This is a genomic window from Curtobacterium sp. MCSS17_011, assembly GCF_003224275.1.
GTDB lineage: Bacteria > Actinomycetota > Actinomycetes > Actinomycetales > Microbacteriaceae > Curtobacterium.
The window spans coordinates 170,850-187,220 of record NZ_QKLE01000002.1 but is presented as its reverse complement, the minus strand read 5'-3'; the positions used below and the strand labels follow the sequence as shown (position 1 = coordinate 187,220).

The window sequence follows — 16,371 nt, the reverse complement described above, 5'->3', positions numbered from 1 at the left end:
TTGTGGGTTCGCTCGATCTCCACGAGGACGGAAAGCAGGTTCCGCGGTACCACCTCGTTTGCCGCCCAACGTGCGCTGTGCGACCACTCTGTGTCGGGGGTGGTGACGGTCCCGAACCCGCCCGGTTCTACTGACGGAGTCACTGGTGCGCTCCGCGTTCTTCCGGAAGCTCCCCGGTGATGGCCGGATCGACGCTCTTGGAACACGACTTTACCGGACGGGAGCATGCTTGAGTGATGCCCGCAGAAGAACGCCCCGAGTCACTCGTCACCGTCCTGATCGCCTTCGGGGCGAACCTGCTCGTCGCGATCGCGAAGACGATCGCCTCGCTCGTGTCGGGTTCGGCCTCCATGGTGGCCGAGGCGGCGCACTCGTGGGCGGACACCGGCAACGAGGTGTTCCTGCTCGTCGCCGAACGACGGGGCGGCAAGAAGCGGGACACCGCGCACCCGCTCGGGTACGGGCGCGAGACGTACATCTGGTCGATGTTCGCCGCGTTCGGCCTGTTCACCGCCGGGGCGATCGTCTCGATCTACCACGGCATCTCGGAGTTCGGGGACACCGGACCGGCCGAGGACGTCGTGCTCAACTACGTCGTGCTCGGGCTCGCGTTCCTGCTGGAGGGCACGAGCTTCCTGCAGGCGTACCGGCAGGCGCACGGTGCTGCGACCAAGCGGAAGGTGCCGGTGCTGCGGCACGTGCTGCAGTCGTCGAACCCGACGCTCCGTGCGGTGTTCGCCGAGGACGCGGCGGCGCTGATCGGCCTGGTGGTGGCGTTCCTCGGGGTGTTCCTGCACCAGGTCACCGGGCTGGCGGTCTTCGACGCGCTCGGTTCCATCGCGATCGGCGTGCTGCTCGGGGTCGTCGCCATCGTCCTGATCGACCGCAACCGGCGGTTCCTGCTCGGCGAGAGCACGTCGCCGGAGCTCGAGAACGCGGTGCTCGTCGAGCTGCTCGGCCGGTCGCAGGTCGAGCGGGTCACCTACCTGCACCTGGAGTTCGTGGGGCCGTCGCGGGTGTACCTCGTCGCGGCCGTCGACCTGACCGGCAACGAGACCGAGGAGCACGTCGCGGTGCGGTTGCGCGAGGTGGAGAAGTCGCTCGAGGACAGCCCGTACATCGAGGAGGCCGTCCTCACCCTGAGCTACCCGGGCGACGAGTCGCTGGTGCCGACCGACGGTGACGTGCCCGAGGTCGTGCGGGACGGCACGGCTTCGGACGTGGCGTCCGGCGGTGCGGGGACCCTGCGTACGGAGTGAGCGTCGACTGGGTGGGTGGCCGGCGGCGGGGTTCGTGTCGCAAGACGCCGGCGTGTTCGTCTGACGCCGCCACGTGCTCGAGACGCCGCCGGATTCAGCGGCGTCTCGCCATCGATGCGGCGTCATGCGAAGACGACGGCGTGTTCCGTGGGCGACCGAGCGGCGGACGGGAGGCGCGGTGCAAGGCCGCCACGGGCCTCCCGTCCGCCGCCCGTCACGTCCACCGCCCCGCACGCGGCGCGGTGACGCCGGCGTGTCAGCAAGACGCCGCCACGTGCTCGAGACGCCGCCGGATTCGGCGGCGTCTCGCCGGCGAGGCGGTGTCACGCAAAGACGACGGCGTCAGCGGGCGTCGAGGCCCGCGACGACCGGGGTGAGCGCCGCCGCGACGTACTCGACGAGCGCACGGCGGCCGACCCCGTCGGTGACCCACACCCCGAACGCAGCGGCGGCGGCCCCGAGCACCGCGCCGGACACCGTCTGCGGCCAGAGTGACCTCGGCTGCTCCCCCGTGCGGCTCGCGACGAAGGCGGCGACGGCCTCGTGCTGCGCCGTCACCCGGACCGCGACGCCCGCCACCAGCTCGGGCCCGATGCCCATCACCTCGGCCTGCGCGACGGCCCACGGAACCCGCTCGGGGTCGTGGGCACGGGCTGCGGCGAGGAGCGCCTGCTCGACGGCCCGGACGACGCTCGGCTCGGTCGACGCCGCGAGGTACCCGGGCAGGCCGGCGACGGCGGCGTCGAGCTCGAGCCACATCACGTCGGCCTTCGCCGGGAAGTAGTTGAAGAACGTCGCGCGGCTGACCCCGGCGCGGGCGGCGATCTGGTCGACCGTGGTGCGTCCGTACCCCTGCTCGAGGAAGAGCTCGGCGGCGGCGTCCGCGAGCACCTCGGCGCTCGATCGTCGGGGTCGGCCACCGCGGCGGATCGGTTCGTCCATGGGCCCCAGTAAACCGCTAGACTCGATCAGCCATGATCTTGGACTCAGTACAGAAAACCCTCGCCGCAGTCGCGGGCGCCTCGGCGATCCTGCTCACCCTGGCTGCCTGCAGCGGACCGGGCACGAGCACCGGGAGCAGCACGCCCGTCGCGGGCGGCACGCTCACCTACGCCTCCGGCGACGCCGAGCCGACCTGCCTCGACCCCCACGTCGGCGGCAACTACCCGCAGGCACTCCTGGCGACGCAGTACATCGAGGAACTCGTCGGGCTCGAGGACGGCGAGCCCACGCCGGAACTCGCGACGAAGTGGACCACGAGCGACGACGGGAAGACCCTGACGTTCACCCTGCGTGACGACGTCACCTTCACGGACGGCACCCCGTTCGACGCCGCTGCGGTCGTGGCGAACATCGAGCACGTGCAGGACCCGGCCACCGCCTCGAGCACCGGCTACCTGGCGCTGCAGTCCATCTCGAAGGCGACCGCCACCGACGAGCACACCGTCACGCTGACGCTGAGCCGGCCGGACAGCGCGCTGCTCGAGTCTTTCTCGCAGCCCTGGGTGGGCATGGAGTCCCCGAAGGCGCTCGAGCGGAAGCAGGCGACGAACTGCGAGTCCCCCGTCGGAACCGGCCCCTTCGAGGTCACCGGCTGGAAGCATGGCGACCGCGTGACCCTGACGAAGAACAGCGACTACTGGGGGACGACGAAGCCGCGCCTGTCCGGCATCACGTGGCGGTTCCTGCCGGACTCGACCTCGCGCTACGCCGCGCTGCAGTCGGGCCAGGTCGACGTGATCGACAACGCCCAGCCCGACCAGCTCAAGGTGGCGTCGTCGAAGGGCGCGATCCGCGACCTCGACGCCCCGCGCCCCGGCGCCTCGAACCGGCTCGAGCTGAACTCCGGTCACGGGGTGTTCCGCGACGAGGCGGTGCGCCAGGCCTTCATCGCCGGTGCCGAGATCGACCCCGGCCTGCAGTCGCTGTTCCTCGGCACCGCGAAGCGCTCGTACTCGGTGCTCTCGAGCGCTGAGCCGCTCGCGTACTCCGAGAAGAGCCGGTTCGACCACTCCCCCACCAAGGCGAAGCAGCTCCTCGACGACGCCGGGTGGAAGGTCGGGTCCGACGGCATCCGCGAGAAGGACGGTCAGCAGCTCACCGTGACCTTCCCCGTCTCGACGAACCAGTCGGTGCCGGCCGAGCGCAGCCTGTTCCAGCAGATCCAGGCGTCCGAGAAGGCCGTCGGGTTCAAGGTCGTGCTCGACGAACTCGACTTGTCCAGCTGGTACGCCGCCCTCGCCGCGAACGAGTACGACGTCGTCAGCGCCCCGTACACGAAGGTCGGCCCCGACGTCCTGCGGATCCTGTACGACAGCGCGAGCATCGAGCCGGCGCCGTCCGGCTACTTCGCGAACCTCGCCCAGCTCGACGACCCCGCGCTCGACCGGCTGCTCGAGCAGGCCGCCGGCACCTCGGACGCCGACGAGCGCGCCGACCTGTACGAGCAGGCGCAGCAGTCCATCCTGGCGAGCGACACCGTGCTCCCCCTCTACGACCAGCAGAACCACTTCCTGGTGCGCTCGGCCGTGCACGGCATCCAGACGACCCCGGTCTCGACGCCGTGGTTCGGCACCGCCTGGATCGACCGCTGACCCGGATGCGATGGGTCGGGTGGGCCGTCCGGCGGCTCGCCGGGGGCATCGGCGTGCTCTGGGCCGTCGCGACGATCGTCTTCGTCGCGATCCGGCTCATCCCCGGTGACCCGGCGCTCGCGATCCTCGGCGGACCGGGCTCGCAGGCCTCGGCCGAGGCCGTCGCCCAGGTCCGCCACGAGTACGGCCTCGATCGACCGGTCCTGGTGCAGTACGCGGTGTTCCTCGGACGCCTGGCCACCGGAGCGCTCGGGGACTCGTACGCGTTCCGCACCCCGGTCGCGACGCTCCTCGCCCAGCAGCTGCCCGTCACGCTGACGCTCGCGGTCGCCGGTCTCGTCGTCGCCTGGGTGCTGGCGATCGTCGCGGCCTGGGCCTCGACGCAGCGCGGCCGGGTCGCCGCCGTGCTCACGAGCGCCCTGAGCGTCACCGCGAGCGTGATGCCGCACTTCTGGCTCGGCAGCGTGCTCATCGTGGTGTTCGCCACGTCCCTGGGGTGGGTGCCGGCGGTCAGCGACGGCACCGCGCGCGGCTGGGTGCTCCCGGTGCTGACCGTGGCCGTGCCGGTCGCCGGGTACCTGGCCGAGACCGTGCGCGACGGCGTGGTGGACGCACAGCGCTCGGCCTTCGCCCTGGCCGCCCGGGGCCGGGGCGAGACGCGCCTCGGGCTGTTCGGGCGGCACCTGCTCCGGCACGCCGCCCTGCCCGGGATCGCGCTGTCCGCCTGGGCCTTCGGGTCGCTCGTCTCCGGAGCCGTGGTCGTCGAGTCCGTGTTCGCCCTGCCCGGGATCGGCCGCGCCCTGGTCACCGCCGTCACCCAGCGGGACATGCCGCTCGTCGCCGGCATCGCGATGGTGTCGGCGGCCGCGTACGTCGTCGTACTGGCCGTCGCCGACCTCGTCGAGCGTGCCGTCGACCCACGTGGCAACGCACGGAACGCGACCTCCCGCCCTGGCAACGCGCGCCGCCGTGGACCCGGCCGTCCGGCGGGCGCGCGGTGAGCGGGATCGCCGACCCGGGCCTCCAGACCGGAGCACCCGGCCACCAGACCGCCGCCGGCACCGAGCGCGTCCGTGGGGGGACGCTCGGCGCCGGCGGCATCGCCGCGGGGCTGGTCGTCCTGGTCGCCGTCGTCGCGGCGGCCTGGCCCGCCCTGCTGGGTGGCGGGGACCCGCTCGCGGTGCACCCCGCCGACGCCCTGACTCCGCCGAGCGGCGCGCACCCGTTCGGCACGGACGAGTCCGGACGCGACGTCCTGGCACGGGTGGTCGCGGGGACCCGGGCATCGCTCGTCGTCGGCGTCGCCGCGACCCTGATCGGCGGCGGGGCGGGCGTCCTGCTCGGCGTCGTCGCCGGGCTCGGCGCCGGGGCCGGACGACTCGGACGCCTGCTCGACGCCGTCATCGGCCGCGCCACCGAGGTCGCGTTCGCCCTGCCGCTGCTGCTCGTCGCCCTGGTCGTCATCGCCGTGACCGGTCCGGGTCCGGTGCCGGCGGTGCTCGCGGTCGGCTTCGCGACCGCTCCCGGCTACGCCCGGATCGTGCGCGGTCTGGTCCGGGCCGCCCGGAGTTCGCAGGTGGTCGAGACGGCGGTGCTGCTCGGCCGCTCCCCCGCCCGCACCGTCGTCCGGCACGTGCTGCCGACGGCGCTCTGGCCGGTCGTCGCCGTCGCCACCCTCGGGGTCGGGCAGGCGGTCGTGTGGGCCTCGGCGCTCAGCTACCTCGGTGTCGGCACGCCCCCGCCCGCACCGGAGTGGGGCGCGATGCTCGCGGACGGTCGCACCTACCTGCAGACCGCGCCGTGGATGAGCACCTTCCCCGGACTCGCGATCGTGGTCCTCGCGACCGCCGTCACCGTGCTCGGTCGGGCGATCCGACGGACCGGGGCCGCGCGGTGAGCGCCGTCCTCGACGTCCGTGGGCTCACCGTCGCCATCGGCGGGACCCCGATCGTGCACGGTGTCGACCTGCGGGTCGACGCCGGCGAGTGCGTGGCCCTGGTCGGCGCCTCCGGCTCCGGCAAGACCGTCACCGCCCGTGCCGTGCTCGGCCTGTCCGCGCCCGGTGCCACCGTGCGCGCCGACGTCTTCGAGGTCGACGGCGTCGACGTCGACGTCCGCGGGTACCCGGACCGGCGCTGGCGTCGGCTGCGGGGATCGCGGGTCGGCTACGTCGGCCAGGAGGCCCTGGGCGCGTTGGACCCGTTGCGTCCCGTCGGGCGCGAGGTCGCCGACAGCCTCCGCCTGCACACCGAGATGCGTGCGGCCGAGCGCGTGGACGCCGTGCGCGACGCCCTGACCGCGGTGGGCCTCGACCCGGACATCGCGACCGACGGCCGGCTCGCCGGAACACTGTCGGGCGGGATGCGACAGCGTGCCCTCATCGCCGCGGCCGCCGTCGGGTCCCCCGCACTGCTGGTCGCCGACGAGCCGACGACGGCACTCGACGCCGGGGTCGCGGTCACCGTGATGGAGCAGCTGCGGGCGGCGCAGACACGGGGCGCCGGACTGCTCGTCATCACGCACGACCTGGGGCTCGTCGCCGGGTGGGCCGACCGGGTCGCCGTCGTGCACGAGGGCCGGATCGTCGAGCAGGGCGCGGTCGCCGAGGTCTTCGCGGCGACGGCGCACCCCGCGACCCGCGCGCTCGTGCGTGCGGCGGGTGCTGCGGCGGCGCCTGCTGCAGCGTCGTCCGCTGCTGCGTCGTCCGCTGCTGCGTCGCCCGCTGCCGTTCCCTGCGCGCCGACCTCGCACGGTGCGAGGGGCGGCGTGCTCGCGGCGAACGGGCTCTCGCGGGGGTACGGCGGGCTGCTCGCGGTCGACGACGTGTCGTTCGCGCTCGAACGTGGCCGGGTGCTCGGGGTGATCGGCGCCTCGGGCTCGGGCAAGACGACGCTGGCGCGGATGCTCCTCGGGCTCGAGACGCCCGACGCCGGCACGGTCACCCTCGACGACGAGCCCTGGGTCCCGCTGCCCGAGCGCGAACGACGCCCCCGACGGCACCGGGTCGCGGCCGTCGTGCAGGACCCCGGCGCGACGTTCGACGAACGGTGGAGCGTGGAGCGGGTCCTCGCGGACGCACTCTCTCGCGGGGACGAACGTCGGGCGCACGGTGCACTCGGCCACCGGGTGGACGCCGCACTCCGGCAGGTCGGCCTCGACCCGGCGCTCCGGTCCCGCTCCCCCCGCACACTGTCGGGCGGACAACGACAGCGGCTCGCGATCGCCCGTGCGCTGGCGACCGACCCCGAGGTGATCGTGCTCGACGAGCCGGTGACCGCCCTCGACGCCACCGTGCAGGACGCCGTGCTGCGGCTGCTCGAACGGCTCCGCGACGACACCGGGGTGGCGATGGTGTTCGTGTCGCACGACCTCCGGGCGGTCCGGCGGATGGCCGACGAGGTGCTCGTCGTGCACCGGGGCGCGATCGTCGAGCACGGCCCCGCCGCCGAGGTCTTCGCCCATCCGGCCCACCCGGTGACTGCGCGACTGCTGCACGCCGCCGAGCGGCTGGCAGCGGGCCCCGCAGCCGACGGGCCCGCCACCGACCTCACGGGCTGAGCGACAGTCCACGCGGGCTCACGCCCGTGGACTGTCGCTGGGCGCGTGACGTCACCGGGGCCCGGAACCGACTGGAGGCACGGCGCGCGTTCCGTGACGGAACGTGCGCCGTGCCTCCAGGCCGGGTCTGCCGCGGGGCGGCCCGTGGTCAGGAGCCGGACGGCTCCTTCTGGGCGGCGTCGGCCGAGATGATCGGGATCTCGCTCGTCGAGAAGTCCTTCGCCCAGTCGGACTGCGCGAGCTCCGACGTCGGGTCGTTGTAGTCGTCGATGACGCCGGCGATCTCGTCCTCGGAGCCGACCGTCGGGCCGGAGCCCATCAGCGGGGACGCGGCGGTCTCCTTGGTGAAGTACACCGCGACCAGGCCGATCACGGCGGCGAGCATCAGGTAGAACGCGGGGATGTCCTCGGCCCAGCCGTACCCGGCGTCCTTCGCGGCGTTGATGAGCGCAGCGGTCGCGAGCGGGGTGGTCCCGCCGAAGAGCGACACCGACACGTTGAACGCGATCGCGAGGGCGCCGTAGCGGATGATCGTCGGGAACAGCGCGGGCAGCGTCGAGGGCATGGTCGAGGTGAACGTGACCAGCACGACGCCGAGGATCAGCAGCCCGGCGAAGACGCCGACGCCGGTGCCCGTCTGGACCAGCTTGAGGGCCGGCCAGGACAGCAGGATGAAGCCGATGCAGCCGGCGGCGAGCACGGGACGGCGCCCGAACCTGTCGGACAGTCGGCCACCGAAGGTGATGACGACCATCATGAGCAGCATCACGATGACGATGAGGATCAGGCCGAACGTGGCGTTCTGGCCGAGGTTCTGCTCCAGGTAGGTCGGCATGTACGACAGCAGCATGTAGTCGGTCACGTTGAAGACCAGGACCAGGCCGATGCAGATGACGAGCGAGCGCCAGTTCTCGGCGAAGAGCTTGAGGAACGGGGTCTTCTGGCCCTCGCGCTCGGCGGCCTGCTCCTGCTGCTTCTGGAAGGCCGGGGTCTCCTCGAGCTTGAGGCGCAGGTAGAGGCCGATCAGGCCGAGGGGGCCCGCGATGATGAACGGGATGCGCCAGCCCCAGCTGAGCAGGGCGTCCTCGGACAGGCCGAACTGCAGGCCGGTGACGATCGAGGCGCCGAGCACGTAGCCGGCGAGGGTGCCGAACTCGAGCCAGGAGCCCATGAACCCGCGGCGCTTGTCCGGCGAGTACTCGGCGATGAAGGTCGCGGCGCCGCCGTACTCACCACCGGTCGAGAAGCCCTGCACGAAGCGGGCGACGAGCAGCAGGACCGGGGCCCAGAAACCGATCGAGTCGTACGACGGGATCAGGCCGATCATGAGCGTGCCGGCGGCCATCAGGATCATCGTCAGCGCGAGGACCTTCTGGCGGCCGATCTTGTCGCCGATCGGGCCGAACACGGCACCGCCGATCGGGCGCACGATGAACGCGGCGGCGAAGAAGCCGAACGTCGCGACGATGTTCGCGGCCGGGTCGCCCTGCGGCAGGAACACCTGCGAGATCGTGACCGTCAGGTACGCGAAGATGCCGAAGTCGAACCACTCCATGGCGTTGCCGAGCGCGGCAGCCGCGACGGCACGCTTGAGCAGCGACTCCTCGACGACGGTGACGTCGTCCTTCGTGAGATCGCGACGAGCGCGCTTCGCGGCGCCCTTCGTGCGCAACGGCCGATCGCCGTGCGGGTGGGGTGCGTTGTTCGGTGCCAAGTCGTTCCTCCGGGGTGCGGTGCTTCCTTCGGGCGTCCGGCGGACGGCGACGTTGCAGCTCCTGCGAACCCTGCGCTCGCCGGACAAACCCCGGAAGACTAGCAGGCTCCGGGCGTGTCCGACAGTTCGGTGTGCTACGCGCCGATCGGTGATGGCCGCGAGCGGCCGGTCGTCCGGGGCTGCGCGCGCGTGCGCGGCCGCTACGATTGGGGGCACCGCGCGTCAGGCGCGGCACACTCAGGCACCTCATCACGGACTCGGTGCCGCACACACGGACGGAAGGTGCACCATGACCAAACCCATGCCCGAGAAGCCGAGCGTCGACGGACTGGAGCAGGTCTGGGGGCCCGTCTGGGAACAGGACGGCACCTACCGCTTCGACCGCGAGGCCGCCGGTCACCGTGACGCCGTCTGGTCGATCGACACCCCGCCGCCCACCGCCTCCGGCTCGCTGCACATCGGGCACGTGTTCTCGTACACGCACACCGACCTCAAGGCCCGGTTCGAGCGGATGCGCGGCAAGCACGTCTTCTACCCGATGGGCTGGGACGACAACGGCCTGCCGACCGAGCGCCGGGTGCAGAACTACTACGGCGTCCGCTGCGACCCCACCCTGCCGTACGATCCCGACTTCACGCCGCCGTTCGAGGGTGGTGACGGCAAGTCCTCGAAGGCCGCCGACCAGCTGCCCGTGTCCCGCCGCAACTTCATCGAGCTGTGCGAGCGCCTGACCGTGCAGGACGAGCAGCAGTTCGAGGAGCTCTTCCGCACGCTCGCCCTGTCGGTCGACTGGACCCAGTCGTACCGCACCATCGACGACACCTCGCGGGCCAGCGCCCAGCGCGCGTTCCTGCGCAACCTCGAGCGCGGCGAGGCCTACCAGGCCGACGCCCCGACCCTGTGGGACGTCACGTTCCGCACCGCGGTCGCCCAGGCCGAGCTCGAGGACAAGGAGATGCCCGGCGCGTACCACGGCATCGCCTTCCACCGCACCGACGGCGGCGACGACGTCGTCATCCAGACCACCCGCCCCGAGCTCCTGCCCGCCTGTGTCGCCCTGGTGGCGCACCCGGACGACGAGCGGTTCCAGGACCTCTTCGGCACCACGGTCCGCTCCCCCCTGTTCGACGTCGAGGTCCCGGTGCTCGCACACCACCTGGCGCAGAAGGACAAGGGCGCCGGCATCGCGATGGTCTGCACCTTCGGTGACACCACCGACGTGGTGTGGTGGCGCGAGCTGCAGCTGCCGAACCGCGCGATCATCGGCTTCGACGGCCGCGTGCGTTCGGACGAGCCCGCCTGGATCGAGTCGGCGACGGGCCAGGAGCTCTACGCCGAGATGGCCGGCAAGACCGTGTTCTCGGCCAAGAAGGTCGTCGTCGACGCGCTGACCGAGTCCGGCGAGCTGATCGGTGACGTCAAGACGATCCAGCACCCGGTGAAGTTCTTCGAGAAGGGCGATAAGCCCCTCGAGATCGTGTCGACCCGCCAGTGGTACATCGTCAACGGTGCGCGCGACGAGCAGCTGAAGAGCACGCTCCGCCAGCGCGGCGAGGAGATCGCGTTCCACCCGGACTTCATGCGCGTCCGCTACGACAACTGGGTCGGTGGACTGTCCGGCGACTGGCTCATCTCGCGCCAGCGCTTCTTCGGCGTGCCGCTGCCGGTCTGGTACCCGCTCGACGCCGACGGCAACCCGGTGTTCGACCAGCCGATCGTCCCGGCCGAGGCGCAGCTGCCCGTCGACCCGGCCTCCGAGCCCGCCCCCGGCTTCACCGAGGACCAGCGAGGCGTGCCCGGTGGGTTCCAGGGCGAGCTCGACGTCATGGACACGTGGGCCACCTCGTCGCTGACCCCGCAGCTCGCGGGCAAGTGGGAGACCGACCCGGCGCTCTACGACCTGGTGTACCCGTACGACGTCCGCCCCCAGGCGCAGGACATCATCCGCACCTGGCTGTTCACCACCGTGCTCCGCAGCCAGCTCGAGGCCGACGTGGTCCCGTGGAAGCACGCCTCGATCTCCGGCTTCATCGTCGACCCCGACCGCAAGAAGATGTCGAAGTCGAAGGGCAACGTCGTCACGCCGCTGTCGATCCTCGAGCAGCACGGCGCCGACGCGGTCCGCTACTGGGCGGCCTCGTCCAAGCTCGGCACCGACGCGGCGTTCGACCCGCAGAACCCGAAGCAGATCAAGGTCGGCCGCCGTCTGGCGATCAAGGTGCTCAACGCGGCGAAGTTCGTCTACGGCTTCCCGTTGCCCGAGGGTGCCACGAGCGTCACCGAGGCACTCGACGTCGACATGCTCGCCGAGCTCGGCGCGGTCGTCGAGCAGGCCACCGCGGCGTTCGACGGCTTCGACCACGCCCGTGCCCTCGAGATCACCGAGCGCTTCTTCTGGACGTTCTGCGACGACTACCTGGAGCTCGTGAAGGAACGCGCCTACGGCACCGCGTCCGACGCGACCCACGAGACGCAGGCGAGTGCGGTCCTGGCGCTGCGCGGCGCCATCGACGTGCTGCTCCGACTGCTGGCACCGTTCCTCCCGTACGCGACGGAAGAGGTGTGGGCCTGGACCCACGACACCAGCGTGCACCGGGCCTCCTGGCCGACCGCGGCCGACCTGCCCACCGACGCGGCCCCCACCGGGCTGCTCGCGGCCGTCGGACAGGCGCTCATCGGCATCCGCGGCGCGAAGACGGCGGCGAAGGCGTCCCAGAAGACACCCGTGACGCGTGCGGTCGTCGCGGCGCCGGCCGAGACGCGGGTGCTCATCGAGCGCGCAGCGGTGGACCTGGCGGCCGTGGGGCGGATCGAGAACCTGTCGTTCGTCGACGGCGACGAGCTCGCGGTCACCGAGATCGAGCTCGCGGAGCAGCCCGCGTCGTAGGCTCGCGCACGACGCATGGTGAGCAGGAATGGTCGGGTCCGTCAGGCGGACCCGACCGTTCCTGCTCACGAAACGAACGGACTGGAGGCACGGATGCAGTTGGGCACACGCTGGAACGTGGGTGGGGAGCCGCCTGCGCGACTGCCCGAGGCGATGGTCGTCGCCGTGCGCGAGGTCGAGGACGAGCTCGCGGCGGAGTCCGTCGACACGGCGACGTGGGGCTGGACCCTGACCTTCCTCGAGAGCAAGCCGATCGTCGAGCTCGACGACGGCACCTCGATCCACCTCGACGCGCTCGGGCACGCCCAGGTGACGAACCCCGACGACGCGGGCGAAGAGGACTAGCGCGCGCGACGCGGCGCGCGGCGCGCTGCGCGGCGCGCTGCGCGTCCCCCTTGGTCTGCAGAAATGGTCGGGTCCCCGGTGGGGACCCGACCATTTCTGCTCACGATGCGGACGCCCCCTCCGGGGAGCGCCCGCGTGATCGCCGAGGGATCAGGACTCGGCGAGCCAGGTGCGCAGGACCTCGTTCACCTCGGCGGTGTGCGTGGTGAGCAGGCCGTGCGGGGCGCCCTCGATCTCGACGTACTCCGCCGCGGGCAGGGCCTGGGTGAAGCGTCGGCCGGTGGCGTCGATGGGCAGGATGTTGTCCGCCGTGCCGTGCACGATCAGGGCGGGGACGGTGACCTTCGGGATGTCCTGGCGGAAGTCGGTCGGCCAGGTCAGGGGTGCTGCAGCGGACGCGATCGAGCCGGAGCCGGCCGCGATGTTCCAGGCGTTGCGGACCTGCTCCTCGGAGATGCGGGAGCCGAGGTTCTCCGACAGGTTGAAGAAGTCCTGGTAGAAGCTCGTGAAGTACGCGTAGCGGTCCTTCGCCACGTCGGCGGCGATTCCCTCGAAGAACGACATCGGGCCGGCGCCGTCGGGGTTGTCGTCGGTGATGGCGAGGAACGGCTCGAGGGAGGCGAGGAACGCGACCTTCGCGATCCGGTCCTCACCGTGGCGGCCGATGTAGCGGGCGATCTCGCCGGTGCCCATCGAGAAGCCGACGAGGATCACGTCGCGCAGGTCGAGCATCTCGAGGACCGTGTGCAGATCGTCGGCGAAGGTGTCGTAGTCGTAGCCGGTGGACGGCTGCGAGGACTGGCCGAAGCCACGGCGGTCGTACGTGATGACGCGGTATCCGGCCTCGAGGAGCATCGGGACCTGCCCCTCCCACGAGTTGCCGTCGAGGGGGAAGCCGTGGATCAGCACGATCGGCTGACCCTGGCCCTTGTCCTCGTAGTGGAGTTCGATGTCGACGCTGTTCTCGGTTCCGACGGTGATGGCACCCATGATCGTTCCTTCCCTGAGTATCGCGGAGAACGATCGTTCTCCGCCGATGTGGACTACAGTAGAGAACGCCCGTTCCCGCCGCAAGTCGAGAACGGTGAACACTCAGGGAACGGGGTACACACATGGCCACCAGCACTGTCGAGCCGGACGTCCGAGCGCACATCGTCGAGGTCGCCGACCAGCTGTTCTACACGCGCGGGATCCAGTCCGTGGGGATGGACGAGATCCGCACGGGCGCGGGGGTCTCCCTCAAGAAGCTGTACGCGGCGTTCCCCGGCAAGGAGCAGCTCATCGCCGCGGTGCTCGCCGGCCGCCACGACATGTGGGAGCAGGGCGTGCACGGCGCGGTCGAGGCCGCTGCCAGCCCGCGCGACAAGCTGCTCGCGGTCTACGACTTCCTCGAGACGTGGTTCGGCGACGACACGTTCCGCGGCTGCGGGTTCATCAACGCCTTCGGCGAGCTCGGCGCGACCTCGCCCGCAGTCGCCGAGATCGCGCGGAAGCACAAGGACTCGTTCCAGCGGTTCGTGCAGGGGCTCACCGCCGAGGTCGTCACCGACCCCGAGCACGCCGAGGAGCTCGCGGCGCAGCTCGCACTCCTCGCGGAGGGCGCGCAGACCACCGCCGCCATCGCCGGCACCACGGCGCCCGCCGCGCACGCGCGTCGTGCCGCGGTCACCCTGATCGACGCCGCGATGCGCTGACACGCGACCCAGGGCGGACGGGAGGCCCGTGGCGAGACCGCCACGGGCCTCCCGTCCGCTCGTTGGTCGCGCCGGCGCGGGTGCGCGTGCCTGGCCGTTCCGGGCGTACCTGGTGGTTCCGGGCGTACCGGGTGGGTTGTTTCGACCAGGTACGCCCGAATTCGCTTCCCAGTCCGGGCGTCATGGGAAGGAACGCACTCCAGCACCCGTGCATAGGGTGGGCAGATGGCAACCCCGTTCGACGTCCCGAGCACCCTCCCCTACGCCCTGCCGCCCTTCGGCGACGTGCGACTCGAGCACTACCGACCGGCGTTCGAGGCCGGCATGGCCGAGCAGCGCGCCGAGGTCGAGGCCATCGCCACCGACCCGCACGCCCCGACGGTCGAGAACACCCTGGTCGCACTCGAGCGATCCGGGCAGCTGCTGACCCGCGTCAGCCACGTGTTCTTCACGCTGTCGTCGGCCGACTCGACCCCGGAGTTGCACGACCTCGAGGCCGAGGTCTCCCCGCTCCTCGCCGCCCACCGCGACGCGATCACGCTCGACTCCCGCCTGTACGCCCGCGTGCAGGAGGTGCTCGACGGTGCCGAGGCCGCCGGACTGACCGGCGAGGCACTCCGCCTGGTCGAGCGGACCCACGCCGAGATGACCCTGGCGGGTGCCGGGCTCGACGACGCGGGCAAGGAGCGTCTGACCGCGATCAACCAGGAACTCTCGACCCTCACGACGACCTTCGAGCGGAACCTGCTCGAGGACACGAACGACTCCGCCGTGCACGTGACCAGCGAGGACGAGCTCGAGGGGCTCGACGACGGTGCGAAGTCCGCCGCGGCCGCCGCTGCTGCCGACCGGGGCCTGGACGGCTGGCTCATCACCCTGCCCCTGTACACCGGACACCCGTGGCTGTCGTCGCTGGCGAACCGCGACCTGCGCGAGCGGATCATGCGCGCCTCGCTCGCCCGCGGTCGTCGCGGCAACCAGTACGACAATCGCGAGGTGCTGCTGCGCATCGTCCGGCTGCGGGCCGAGCGCGCCGAGCTGCTCGGGTTCCCGAACCACGCGGCCGTGGTCACCGCCGACGAGACGGCGAAGACCCCCGAGGCCGTCGACGGGCTGCTGTCCTCGCTCGTCGGCGCCGCGGCACGGAACGCCGACGACGAGCGCGCGGTCCGGTCGCGCACGGTCGGGTTCGACATAGAGTCGTGGGACTGGGCGTACGCCACCGAGATCCTGCGTGGCGAGCAGTTCGCGGCGGACAGCACCGCGCTCCGCCCGTACTTCGAGGCCGACCGGGTCCTGCACGACGGCGTCTTCCACGCCGCCGGCGCCCTGTACGGCCTGACGTTCACCGAGCGCCCGGACCTGCACGGCTACAACGACGAGGTGCGGGTCTTCGAGGTCACCGGCGACGAGGGCGAGCCCGTGGGGCTGTACCTGCTCGACCTCTACACGCGCGACGGCAAGCGCGGCGGCGCGTGGATGAACCCGGTCGTCGAGCAGTCCGAGCTGCTCGGCACCCTGCCCGTCGTGGTCAACAACCTCAACGTCGCGAAGCCGTCCGCCGGCTCCCCCACCCTGCTCATCCAGGACGAGGTCGAGACCCTCTTCCACGAGTTCGGGCACGCCCTGCACGGCCTCATCGCCCGCACCACCTACCCGCGGTTCTCCGGCACGAACGTCGAGCGGGACTTCGTCGAGTTCCCGAGCCAGGTGAACGAGATGTGGCTGTCGTGGCCGTCCGTGCTGGCGAACTACGCGAAGCACCACGAGACCGGCGCGCCCCTGCCGCCCGAGCTCGTCCTGGGGCTCAGCGAGTCCGAGGGGTTCAACGAGGGCTTCGGCACCACCGAGTACCTCGCCGCAGCGCTGCTCGACCAGGCCTGGCACCGGCTGTCAGCGGCCGACGCCGCGGCGGTGACCTCCGTCGAGGACTTCGAGCGTTCGGCGTTGGAGTCCGCCGGCATCGCGGTCGAGGCCGTGCCGCCGCGGTACTCGTCGACGTACTTCGCGCACACGTTCTCGGGCGGGTACGACGCCGGGTACTACGGGTACATCTGGTCCGAGGTGCTCGATGCCGACACGGTGGAGTGGTTCCGCGACAACGGCGGGCTGGACCGCGCGGCCGGCAAGCGGTTCGCCGAGCGGCTGCTCGGGGTCGGCGGGGCGAAGGACCCGCTGGAGGCGTACCGGGACTTCCGCGGCCGCGACGCCGAGGTCGGCCCGCTGCTGCGGCGCCGCGGGCTGGAGTAGGCGGCGCCTCGGCAAGACACGACCAAAACGACAGAACACCTCGAGATCTCGAGGTGTTCTGTCGTTCTGG

At 71.7% G+C, this 16,371-nt stretch carries 12 protein-coding genes; 9 read left to right on the top strand and 3 right to left on the bottom strand.

Translation table 11 applies throughout. The features are described from left to right. Nucleotides 1–236: 236 nt before the first annotated feature. Nucleotides 237–1,259, top strand: a complete 1,023-nt coding sequence (locus DEJ17_RS02270) for a cation diffusion facilitator family transporter (RefSeq protein WP_110891873.1) — start codon at nt 237–239, stop codon at nt 1,257–1,259. Nucleotides 1,260–1,601: 342 nt separating this feature from the next. On the opposite strand, the gene DEJ17_RS02265 is transcribed toward DEJ17_RS02270, so the two are convergent. Continuing rightward, complete coding sequence (locus tag DEJ17_RS02265) at nt 1,602–2,201, bottom strand: TetR family transcriptional regulator (RefSeq protein WP_110891872.1); 600 nt, start codon at nt 2,199–2,201, stop codon at nt 1,602–1,604. Between the two features lie 32 nt (nt 2,202–2,233). Between DEJ17_RS02265 and DEJ17_RS02260 the strand changes: the two genes are divergently transcribed. Genes DEJ17_RS02260 through DEJ17_RS02245 form a run of 4 tightly spaced genes read left to right on the top strand, consistent with a single transcriptional unit; the run spans nt 2,234 to nt 7,411 of the window. Further along, the gene (locus DEJ17_RS02260) at nt 2,234–3,853 is read left to right on the top strand and encodes an ABC transporter substrate-binding protein (protein ID WP_110891871.1); all 1,620 of its coding nucleotides are present in this window, start codon (nt 2,234–2,236) and stop codon (nt 3,851–3,853) included. 5 nt (nt 3,854–3,858) lie between these two features. Continuing rightward, nucleotides 3,859–4,854 carry an ABC transporter permease gene (locus tag DEJ17_RS02255; protein WP_110891870.1) on the top strand — a complete coding sequence of 332 codons (996 nt, stop codon included), beginning with the start codon at nt 3,859–3,861 and terminating at the stop codon, nt 4,852–4,854. Beyond that, on the top strand, nt 4,851–5,750 hold the full coding sequence (locus DEJ17_RS02250; RefSeq protein WP_110891869.1) for an ABC transporter permease: 900 nt from the start codon (nt 4,851–4,853) through the stop codon (nt 5,748–5,750). The genes DEJ17_RS02255 and DEJ17_RS02250 overlap by 4 nt, the downstream gene beginning before the upstream one ends. Then, nucleotides 5,747–7,411 carry an ABC transporter ATP-binding protein gene (locus DEJ17_RS02245; RefSeq protein ID WP_110891868.1) on the top strand — a complete coding sequence of 555 codons (1,665 nt, stop codon included), beginning with the start codon at nt 5,747–5,749 and terminating at the stop codon, nt 7,409–7,411. Before DEJ17_RS02250 ends, DEJ17_RS02245 begins: the two co-directional genes overlap by 4 nt. A gap of 148 nt (nt 7,412–7,559) precedes the next feature. Here the strand turns inward: DEJ17_RS02245 and proP are convergent, their stop codons facing one another. Next, the gene (gene proP / locus DEJ17_RS02240; RefSeq protein ID WP_258366616.1) at nt 7,560–9,125 is read right to left on the bottom strand and encodes a glycine betaine/L-proline transporter ProP; all 1,566 of its coding nucleotides are present in this window, start codon (nt 9,123–9,125) and stop codon (nt 7,560–7,562) included. 289 nt (nt 9,126–9,414) lie between these two features. Here proP and valS point away from each other — a divergent pair, with 289 nt between their 5' ends. Both valS and DEJ17_RS02230 read left to right on the top strand, forming a co-directional pair. Then, nucleotides 9,415–12,012 (top strand): valine--tRNA ligase, encoded by a 2,598-nt coding sequence (gene valS, locus DEJ17_RS02235; protein WP_258366615.1) that lies wholly within the window; start codon nt 9,415–9,417, stop codon nt 12,010–12,012. 93 nt (nt 12,013–12,105) lie between these two features. Continuing rightward, nucleotides 12,106–12,357, top strand: a complete 252-nt coding sequence (locus tag DEJ17_RS02230; protein ID WP_181420996.1) for a hypothetical protein — start codon at nt 12,106–12,108, stop codon at nt 12,355–12,357. 150 nt (nt 12,358–12,507) lie between these two features. On the opposite strand, the gene DEJ17_RS02225 is transcribed toward DEJ17_RS02230, so the two are convergent. After that, on the bottom strand, nt 12,508–13,347 hold the full coding sequence (locus DEJ17_RS02225) for an alpha/beta fold hydrolase (RefSeq protein ID WP_110891866.1): 840 nt from the start codon (nt 13,345–13,347) through the stop codon (nt 12,508–12,510). A 122-nt stretch (nt 13,348–13,469) separates the two neighbouring features. Between DEJ17_RS02225 and DEJ17_RS02220 the strand changes: the two genes are divergently transcribed. Continuing rightward, the gene (locus DEJ17_RS02220) at nt 13,470–14,051 is read left to right on the top strand and encodes a TetR/AcrR family transcriptional regulator (protein ID WP_110891865.1); all 582 of its coding nucleotides are present in this window, start codon (nt 13,470–13,472) and stop codon (nt 14,049–14,051) included. Nucleotides 14,052–14,276: 225 nt separating this feature from the next. Then, nucleotides 14,277–16,301, top strand: a complete 2,025-nt coding sequence (locus DEJ17_RS02215) for a M3 family metallopeptidase (RefSeq protein ID WP_110891864.1) — start codon at nt 14,277–14,279, stop codon at nt 16,299–16,301. Nucleotides 16,302–16,371: the final 70 nt, after the last annotated feature.

What these genes read in the sequence shown, in the direction of transcription:
- DEJ17_RS02270 (WP_110891873.1), top strand. Translation starts at nt 237, where the DNA reads ATGCCCGCAGAAGAACGCCCCGAGTCACTCGTCACCGTCCTGATCGCC.
- DEJ17_RS02265 (WP_110891872.1), bottom strand. Translation starts at nt 2,201, where the DNA reads ATGGACGAACCGATCCGCCGCGGTGGCCGACCCCGACGATCGAGCGCC.
- DEJ17_RS02260 (WP_110891871.1), top strand. Translation starts at nt 2,234, where the DNA reads ATGATCTTGGACTCAGTACAGAAAACCCTCGCCGCAGTCGCGGGCGCC.
- DEJ17_RS02255 (WP_110891870.1), top strand. Translation starts at nt 3,859, where the DNA reads ATGCGATGGGTCGGGTGGGCCGTCCGGCGGCTCGCCGGGGGCATCGGC.
- valS (WP_258366615.1), top strand. Translation starts at nt 9,415, where the DNA reads ATGACCAAACCCATGCCCGAGAAGCCGAGCGTCGACGGACTGGAGCAG.
- DEJ17_RS02230 (WP_181420996.1), top strand. Translation starts at nt 12,106, where the DNA reads ATGCAGTTGGGCACACGCTGGAACGTGGGTGGGGAGCCGCCTGCGCGA.
- DEJ17_RS02225 (WP_110891866.1), bottom strand. Translation starts at nt 13,347, where the DNA reads ATGGGTGCCATCACCGTCGGAACCGAGAACAGCGTCGACATCGAACTC.
- DEJ17_RS02220 (WP_110891865.1), top strand. Translation starts at nt 13,470, where the DNA reads ATGGCCACCAGCACTGTCGAGCCGGACGTCCGAGCGCACATCGTCGAG.
- DEJ17_RS02215 (WP_110891864.1), top strand. Translation starts at nt 14,277, where the DNA reads ATGGCAACCCCGTTCGACGTCCCGAGCACCCTCCCCTACGCCCTGCCG.